5 protein-coding genes are annotated in these 7,476 nt (G+C 65.1%); 2 read left to right on the top strand and 3 right to left on the bottom strand.

Annotated elements, in window-relative coordinates:
* Positions 1–91: 91 nt before the first annotated feature.
* Positions 92–1,273: an NO-inducible flavohemoprotein gene (gene hmpA / locus QMX97_RS24895; protein WP_120449864.1), complete on the bottom strand. Its 1,182-nt coding sequence runs from the start codon at positions 1,271–1,273 to the stop codon at positions 92–94.
* Between the two features lie 147 nt (positions 1,274–1,420).
* Between hmpA and norR the strand changes: the two genes are divergently transcribed.
* Positions 1,421–2,965 carry a nitric oxide reductase transcriptional regulator NorR gene (gene norR, locus QMX97_RS24890; protein WP_120449865.1) on the top strand — a complete coding sequence of 515 codons (1,545 nt, stop codon included), beginning with the start codon at positions 1,421–1,423 and terminating at the stop codon, positions 2,963–2,965.
* 37 nt (positions 2,966–3,002) lie between these two features.
* Here norR and QMX97_RS24885 read toward each other — a convergent pair whose 3' ends face one another.
* Positions 3,003–3,905, bottom strand: a complete 903-nt coding sequence (locus tag QMX97_RS24885) for a DMT family transporter (protein WP_282397780.1) — start codon at positions 3,903–3,905, stop codon at positions 3,003–3,005.
* Positions 3,906–4,043: 138 nt separating this feature from the next.
* Between QMX97_RS24885 and QMX97_RS24880 the strand changes: the two genes are divergently transcribed.
* Positions 4,044–4,919, top strand: a complete 876-nt coding sequence (locus QMX97_RS24880) for an AraC family transcriptional regulator (protein ID WP_106802656.1) — start codon at positions 4,044–4,046, stop codon at positions 4,917–4,919.
* On the opposite strand, the gene QMX97_RS24875 is transcribed toward QMX97_RS24880, so the two are convergent.
* The gene (locus QMX97_RS24875; protein ID WP_282397779.1) at positions 4,916–7,417 is read right to left on the bottom strand and encodes a LuxR C-terminal-related transcriptional regulator; all 2,502 of its coding nucleotides are present in this window, start codon (positions 7,415–7,417) and stop codon (positions 4,916–4,918) included. The two genes, QMX97_RS24880 and QMX97_RS24875, sit on opposite strands and share 4 nt — an antisense overlap.
* Between the last annotated feature and the right edge of the window lie 59 nt (positions 7,418–7,476).

Raw genomic sequence — 7,476 nt, 5'->3', positions numbered from 1 at the left:
GGCTTGCTCGCGAAGGCAGTGTGTCAGCCGCCGGATAAGCTTCTGATACACCGCCTTCGCGAGCAAGCCCGCTCCCACATTTCTTACCGCGTTATTCCAGCGCCGCCGCCGGCCCGAAGAACTCATAGCGCGCCTGCTTCTCAGGCACACCCAGGGCCTTCAAGTGGCGCTTGATGGCCGCCATGAAGCCCTTGGGGCCGAGGAAGTAGGCGTCGAGGTCGCGCTGCTCGGGCAGCCACGCAGCCAATTGTTCCTGGCTCAGCAGGCCGACTTTATCCGCCGCCGGGCTGACGCCGTCGTCCTCGGCGTAGCAGTAAAAGCGCTGGAGCTGCGGGTGCTGGGCGGCCAGGCCGTCGACCCAGTCGCGGAACGCATGCACCGAGCCATTGCGCGCGCAGTGGATAAAATGCACCGGGCGCCGGGTGGCCAGGGCGGCTTCGAGCATCGGCAAGGTCGGCGTGATACCGACACCGCCGCTGATCAGCACCAGCGGTTTGTCGCCGGCCGCCAGGGTGAACTCGCCCGACGGCGGGAACAGGTCGAGAGTCGCACCGACCTGCAGTTGATCGTGCAGGTAGTTGGAGACCCGGCCACCGGCCTCGCGCTTGACGCTGATGCGGTACTGGCCGGCATCGCTCAGGGCCGACAAGGAGTAGTTGCGGCGCACCTCTTCACCGTCCAGCAGCAGCTTCATGCCGATGTACTGGCCTGGCGCAGCCTTGAGGATCGGGCCGTTATCCACGGGGGCAAAATAGAACGAGATGATCTCGGCGCTCTCCTCCACGCGCTTGACCAGCGTGAACGGCCGCGCACCGCGCCAGCCACCCGGGGCCTGGGCTTTTTCCTCGTAGATCGCCGCCTCGGCGCCGATCAGAATGTCCGCCAGCTGGCCGTAGGCCGCGCCCCAGGCACTCATCACCTCGGGGGTGGCGATCTCGCTGCCGAGCACCTCGCTGATCGCCCGCAGCAAGCAAGCGCCGACAATCGGGTAGTGTTCCGGCAGGATCTGCAACGCCACGTGCTTGTTGATGATCTTCGCCACCAGGTCGCCCAGCTGGTCCAGCTGGTCGATATGCCGCGCGTACATCAACACGCCGTTGGCCAACGCCCGAGGCTGGTCGCCGCTGGCCTGGTGGGCCTGGTTGAACAGCGGACGGACCTCGGGGTACTCGGACAGCATCATGCGGTAGAAATGGGTGATCAGCGCTTCACCGCCGCTTTCCAGCAGGGGCACGGTGGATTTGACGATGGCACGGTCTTGGGCACTAAGCATGGGAGCCTCCTGGGCTTCTTTACTGATTACCCTTTGCTACTCAGTATTCATGCCAACTTATTAATCGTTATTTTTCAATGACTTAAATAATTTGTAGTCAGTTTGACCTCCTACGCCTTATAGTCATAAGGACTACAAGGAGTCATTATGACTGCGCAATCACTGCTCACCACCCTGCTCCCCCTGGTCGCCGACCTGTCTCGCGAGCTGCCCGAAGGCGAGCGTTACCGCCGTCTGTTGCAAGCCATGCGCGCACTGCTGCCCTGCGATGCCGCTGCGTTGCTGCGCCTGGATGGCGATTGGCTGGTGCCGCTGGCGGTCGACGGCTTGAGCGCCGACACCCTCGGTCGGCGCTTCAAGGTCAGCGAGCATCCGCGCTTCGCCGTGCTGCTGGGCAGCCCCGGTCCGACGCGGTTTGACAGTGACAGCGAGCTGCCCGACCCCTATGACGGCCTGGTCGATGGCCTGCACGGGCACCTGCAAGTGCATGACTGCATGGGCTGCCCGCTGTTTGTCGACGACCAGCCGTGGGGCCTGCTGACCCTGGATGCGCTCGACACCGAACGCTTCGAACGCGTGGAGCTGGACGCCCTGCAGGCCTTTGCCAGCCTCGCCGCCGCCACCGTCAACGTGGCCGAACGCATCGAACGCCTGGCCTTGCGCGCCGAAGACGCACACCAGCGCGCCGAGATCTATCGCCAGGCCAGCGGCCAGCAGCACAAGGAGATGATCGGCCAGAGCAAAACCCACAAGCGCCTGGTCGAAGAAATCAAGCTGGTCGGCGGCAGCGACCTGACCGTGCTGATCACCGGTGAAACCGGGGTAGGCAAGGAATTGGTGGCCCAGGCGATCCACGCCGCTTCATCGCGTGCAGACAAACCGCTGATCAGCCTCAACTGCGCGGCCCTGCCGGAAACCCTGGTCGAAAGCGAACTGTTCGGGCACGTGCGCGGGGCCTTTACCGGCGCGCTGAACGAGCGGCGCGGCAAGTTTGAACTGGCGAACGGCGGCACGTTGTTCCTCGATGAAGTCGGCGAACTGTCGCTGACGGTACAAGCCAAGCTGCTGCGCGTGCTGCAAAGCGGGCAGTTGCAGCGCCTGGGCTCGGACAAGGAGCATCAGGTGGATGTGCGCCTGATCGCCGCCACCAACCGCGACCTGGCTGACGAAGTGCGCAACGGCCGCTACCGCGCCGATTTCTATCACCGCCTGAGTGTGTACCCGCTGCAAGTGCCGGCACTGCGCGAACGCGGACGCGATGTACTGTTGTTGGCCGGCTTTTTTCTCGAACAGAACCGTTCACGCATGGGCCTGGGCAGCCTGCGCCTGACCAGCGATGCCCAGGCGGCGCTGCTGGCCTATAACTGGCCGGGCAATGTGCGCGAGCTGGAACATTTGATCGGACGCAGCGCACTCAAAGCCCTGGGTAACTGTCGCGAGCGCCCGAAGATTCTCAGCCTCAGCGCCCACGACCTCGATTTGCCGGACGTCAGTGCGCCGGTGATCGAAGCACCGGCGCCGGTGCCTGCCGCCCTCACGAGCGACCTGCGCCAGGCGACCGAGCACTATCAGCGTGAACTGATCACTGCCTGCCTGGAGCGCCACCAGCACAATTGGGCCAGCGCCGCCCGCGAACTCGGCCTCGACCGCGCCAACCTCGGCCGCCTGGCCAAGCGCCTCAACCTCAAATAACACCGCACTCCCACGGTAGGTGCTGGCTTGCCGGCGCCTACACCTGCGCCGGCTTCAGAACCGGGCTCACAGGCTTGGGCTTACGAAACACCAACACATTCCCCAACATCACCAGCACCAACCCCGCCAGTGCCGACGCCGTCCATTGGTAGCCCTCGGCAAACGCCGACACATTCAACGCCACCACGGGAAACAGCACCGTGCAATACGCCGCACGCTCCGGCCCCATGCGTCCCACGAGTGTCAGGTAGGCGGTAAAGCCAATCACCGACCCCGGAATCACCAGGTACCACAGCGCGCCGATGTACCGCGCGCTCCAGTCCATGTCGAAGGGGATCCCGCGCACCGCACAGTAAGTCGCCAGCATCGTCGCCCCGTACGCCATGCCCCAGGCATTGGTGGTCAGCGGCTTGAGCCCGGCTTTCTGCTGCAGGCTCGACAACATATTGCCGGCCGAGAAACACAGGGTCCCCAGCAACGCCAGGCCCAACCCCAGCAAGGTCTGCGGGCTGGCGGTGTGGCCCACCAGCTCCGGCCAGAACAACAGACCCAAGCCCAGCAAGCCGAGGCCGCCGCCCATCAATACATTGCGCGCCACCCGCTGACCGAAAAACACTCGGGCGTTCAGCGCGTTCCACAATGTCGCCGTGGAAAACACCACCGCCACCAGTCCGCTGGGGATCCACTGGCTGGCCGTGAGAAAGCACATGAAGTTGACGCAAAACAGGCACAGTCCCTGGGCCAGGCAGATCAGATGCCCGCGCCGGTTCATCACCTGCAACTTGCGGCTGAGCAGCAACAATGCAAACAACAACAGCGCGGCCAAACCGAAGCGGTAGACGATCGACACGGGAATCGCCACCACGCCCAACTGCCACTTGAGGGCGATCCAGGTGGTGCCCCAGATCAGCACGGTGAGTAAATACAGGAAAAGGTTCATAGCGGGCTCCATCGGTTGAGCCACAGTGTCGCCTTCAACCGGTGTCGCGCTCTTGCAGATTCTTGCGCTTTTGTCGGGCGGTGGGATCACAGCGCCAGCCTCCCGGAGTAGGATGCAAGGCATCCAAGAGTACTCACCATGCCTGACCTGGAATCCCTGCAAGTCTTTCAAGCCCTTAACCGCTCGCCCAACGCACGCCTGGAAGCCTGCGCCGAGCTCGGTGACGGCTTGTCCGCGGCCTTGTGGAGCAACCACCACGACGCCCAGGATTACCAGGCGCCCAGCCATCACACCTTGTCGTGCTACATCGGCGGCGGTACCGGTACATTCCGGCGCGATCAACCGGGCACCAAGGGCGGGCCCGACAAACTCTGCATCCTGCCCGCCGAACACCAGTCGGCATGGGTGATCAACGGCGAAATCCGCCTGGCCCATGTGTATTTCAGCCCGGAGCAGTTTGCCTTGGGCTGCGTCACCCTGCTCGACCGCGAGCCGCGCACCTTGCAACTGCGCGAAAGCACCTTCCTGGAAGACGCCAGCCAGGCCCGGCGCTTTCACCAGTTGATCGCGCTCAACTGGCACGAGCCCGCCGAGCGCCTGCTGACCAGCAGCCTGGCGCATGAAATGCTCAGCCACACGCTGCTCAGCCAGGTCGGCGCGCGCGACGGATTGCGTTTGAAAGGCGGCTTGGCGGCGTACCAGCGGCGGCTGTTGGTGGAGTACATCGACCAGCACCTCGAAGACCCGATCAGCCTGGGACAACTGGCTGGAATGTGCGCGCTGTCCGAATACCACTTCGCGCGGATGTTCCGCCAGAGCTTCGGCCTGCCGCCGCATCAATACCTGCTGGCGCGGCGCCTGACCCGCGCACAGGCCTTGCTGCGCAGCGGTGCCCTGCCCTTGGGCGAGATTGCCTTGATGTGCGGTTTTTCCAGCGCCAGCCACTTCACCCATCGCTTTCGCCAGGCCATGGGCGCCACGCCGGGTGAATACCGCCTGGCGTTCTGCGCCTAAACCATCAAGCCCAACGTTTTCGCCTTCGCCACTGCCTGAGTGCGCCGCTCCACGCCGAGCTTGCTGTGGATACGCCGCGCGTGGGTCTTGACCGTGTGCAGCGAGATAAACAGCCGGTCGGCAATCTCCAGGTTGGAGTTGCCCAGGGCAATTAACTGCAGCACTTCCAGCTCCCGGTGGCTCAGCGGATTTTCCAGCGCGCCCGGCGTGGACGCCTGCGGCTCCATCCCCAGTTCGCTGAGCAGCCCCGGCGAGCGCAGACGCAGCTCGCGAATCGCCTGCTGCACCTGGCAACGCGCGGCCAGTTCCAACCCGGTCTGCAGTGAGCGGCGCGCCAGGACCGGGTCACCGACCTGCCACGCGACCTCGCCCAGCACCAGGTGCAGTTCGGTTTCCAGGCAAAGCATGCCGCGCCGGTGCGTAGTGTCCAGCAGGGCCGTCAGCCGCGCCACCGGCTGGTCGCAGCACCCCAGCTTCACCTCCGCCAGCACCAGCAGGTATTCAAGACGCGGGATCAGTTCGAGGGTGGCCGGCGGCGCCTGTTTGGCCTGCGGCCCTCGGAAATGACGGAGCACGCGGCGCACCGCTTCGACGGTCAATTCCGCACGGCCCTGCTGCAACCAGAAATGCCCGCTGACCAACAACAGCACCGCGCGGTACACCGTGTCCGGCACCTGGCGCCGCTGCATCAGCCGCTCGGCCTCGCGCAGCTGGAAAAATGCCTGGGCGTAATCACCACGGTTGGCGGCCAACAGCGCCAGGCCGAGAAAACCGTAGAGCACGCGTTTGTCGTGGCTGTGCAGGCACATCGTCAGGCCGGTTTCAAAGCACTCGGCGGCCAGCGTGTCGTGCCCTTGCCGCAGCGCCAGGTGCCCGCGTCGCAGCGCGATACGCCCCACCAGCGGCCCGGCCGTGAGCCGCTGCTGGAGTAACATCGCCTGCACATTCTCCAGCAGGCTTTGCGCGCGATAGGGCGCGCCGCGCTGTTCGAGCAATTGCGCGTGATCCAGTTCGAGCAGCGCCTCCAGCAATAACGACCCGTGGGCGCGTGCCAGGCACAAGGCTTCGCGGCTCAGCGCCTGGGCCACGTCCAACTCACCGCGCAGCAGCGCTTGCTGGGTCAGGCCCGACAGGCACATCAGCCGCGAGGTCCAAGCGCTGTCGGGCAAAGCTTGCAGGGCTTCGAGAAAATGGACGCGCGAGCGTTCGGCATCGCCGCCCAAATGCAGCAGCCAGCCCCACTGCGCCTGCCAACGCGCGAGCAGATAGCGCTGCTGCGCCGCCGTCGGTTGCGGGGCGAAGCGGGCCAATTGGTCGATGCACTGCGCAGCCTGGTCGAAGCGCCCGGCGAACAGCAACGCCGCCGTGACCAGGCCCACCAGCTGCGCCGAGCCCAGCATCAATTCTTCGCCATGCTGTTCATGCAGGCGCAGCAACAACGCGGCGTTCTGCTGGCGGAACAGGTCCTCGAAGCTGAAGTGCTGCAACAGGCTGACGGCGACTTCATATTCTTCGGCCAGCAGCGCCTGTTCGAAGGCGGCCTGCCAGTCCTGCTCGGCGGTGAACCACTGGCAGGCGCGCCGATGCCAGGAGCGCTTCGCCGCCCAGGGTTCGGCGCGCAGCAGTTGCGCCAGCGGCGGGAAAACCTGCAGCCAATCGGTGTCCTCCCACGGCTGGATGAAGGCACCGAGGGCCTGCAGATCCCGCAGGTACTGAACCCCATCGCCAAAGCCGAACAGGTGTTCGCACAGCCCCGCATTGAAGCGCGGCAAATGGGCCAGCACCCGCCAGGCTTCGGCGAGTTCCGGCGGCAGGGTGCTGAAGAGTTCGTGTTGCAGATAGTCGAGCAAGGTCTTGTCGGGGTGACCATCGCCGAGCAAGGCGATACGCACCCCGGCGCACCAACCGGCGCTGAACTGCAGCACGCGGTCGACCGACTGCCCGGGCGCCTGGCAGAGCAGTTGCTGGATTTCCGCCGCACTGAACGCCAGCTCACCGCCACACTCCAGCAATTCATCGTCGAGCAGCAGGCGCGGCCAGTTGCACACCGGGCGACGTCGCGCGCCCAGCCACCAGGTCAGCGCCGGGCTGCTGGCCGTGAGCAGGCGGTCGAGCAAGGCGTCGGTGTCGGGCGTGGGCAGGCGGCAAAAATCATCGAGGAACAACCACGCAGGGGATTGCCAGCGGCTGAGGTCCAGCAGCAACGTGGCTTCATCGCTGAACGCCAGGCCGAGGTTTTGTGCCAGGCGCTGGCACAACTCGAATGGGCTGAGGGCCGTGCCATTGAGCGGCAGCCAATACACCTGGCACCCCGGTGGTGCCTGCAATGCGCACTCGCCAAGCAGCGCGCTCTTGCCGCTGCCGCCCGGCGCGCAAAGCAATCTGACCCGGGCCTGCGCCGCCAGCAAAGGCTCGGCCAGGCGGGGGCGCAGTAGATGGTGGGCGGACAGCCGAGGCATGAATCCAGGACGGTCCAGGCAGCGTGTCATGGCGGTCATAGCTGCATCCTGCGTTTTTATTGTTGTGCAACCTGGCGCCTACCCTAGTCCTGTGGCCG

The sequence above is a fragment of the Pseudomonas sp. PS01298 genome, from assembly GCF_029959745.1.
GTDB classification, from domain to species: domain Bacteria; phylum Pseudomonadota; class Gammaproteobacteria; order Pseudomonadales; family Pseudomonadaceae; genus Aquipseudomonas; species Aquipseudomonas aylmerensis.
The sequence above is the reverse complement of the archived record's forward strand: the minus strand, read 5'-3'. Positions and strand labels throughout refer to the sequence as shown.

Bases quoted from the DNA above. Each gene is read 5' to 3' on its own strand.
- hmpA (WP_120449864.1), bottom strand. From the start codon at position 1,273: ATGCTTAGTGCCCAAGACCGTGCCATCGTCAAATCCACCGTGCCCCTG.
- norR (WP_120449865.1), top strand. From the start codon at position 1,421: ATGACTGCGCAATCACTGCTCACCACCCTGCTCCCCCTGGTCGCCGAC.
- QMX97_RS24885 (WP_282397780.1), bottom strand. From the start codon at position 3,905: ATGAACCTTTTCCTGTATTTACTCACCGTGCTGATCTGGGGCACCACC.
- QMX97_RS24880 (WP_106802656.1), top strand. From the start codon at position 4,044: ATGCCTGACCTGGAATCCCTGCAAGTCTTTCAAGCCCTTAACCGCTCG.
- QMX97_RS24875 (WP_282397779.1), bottom strand. From the start codon at position 7,417: ATGACCGCCATGACACGCTGCCTGGACCGTCCTGGATTCATGCCTCGG.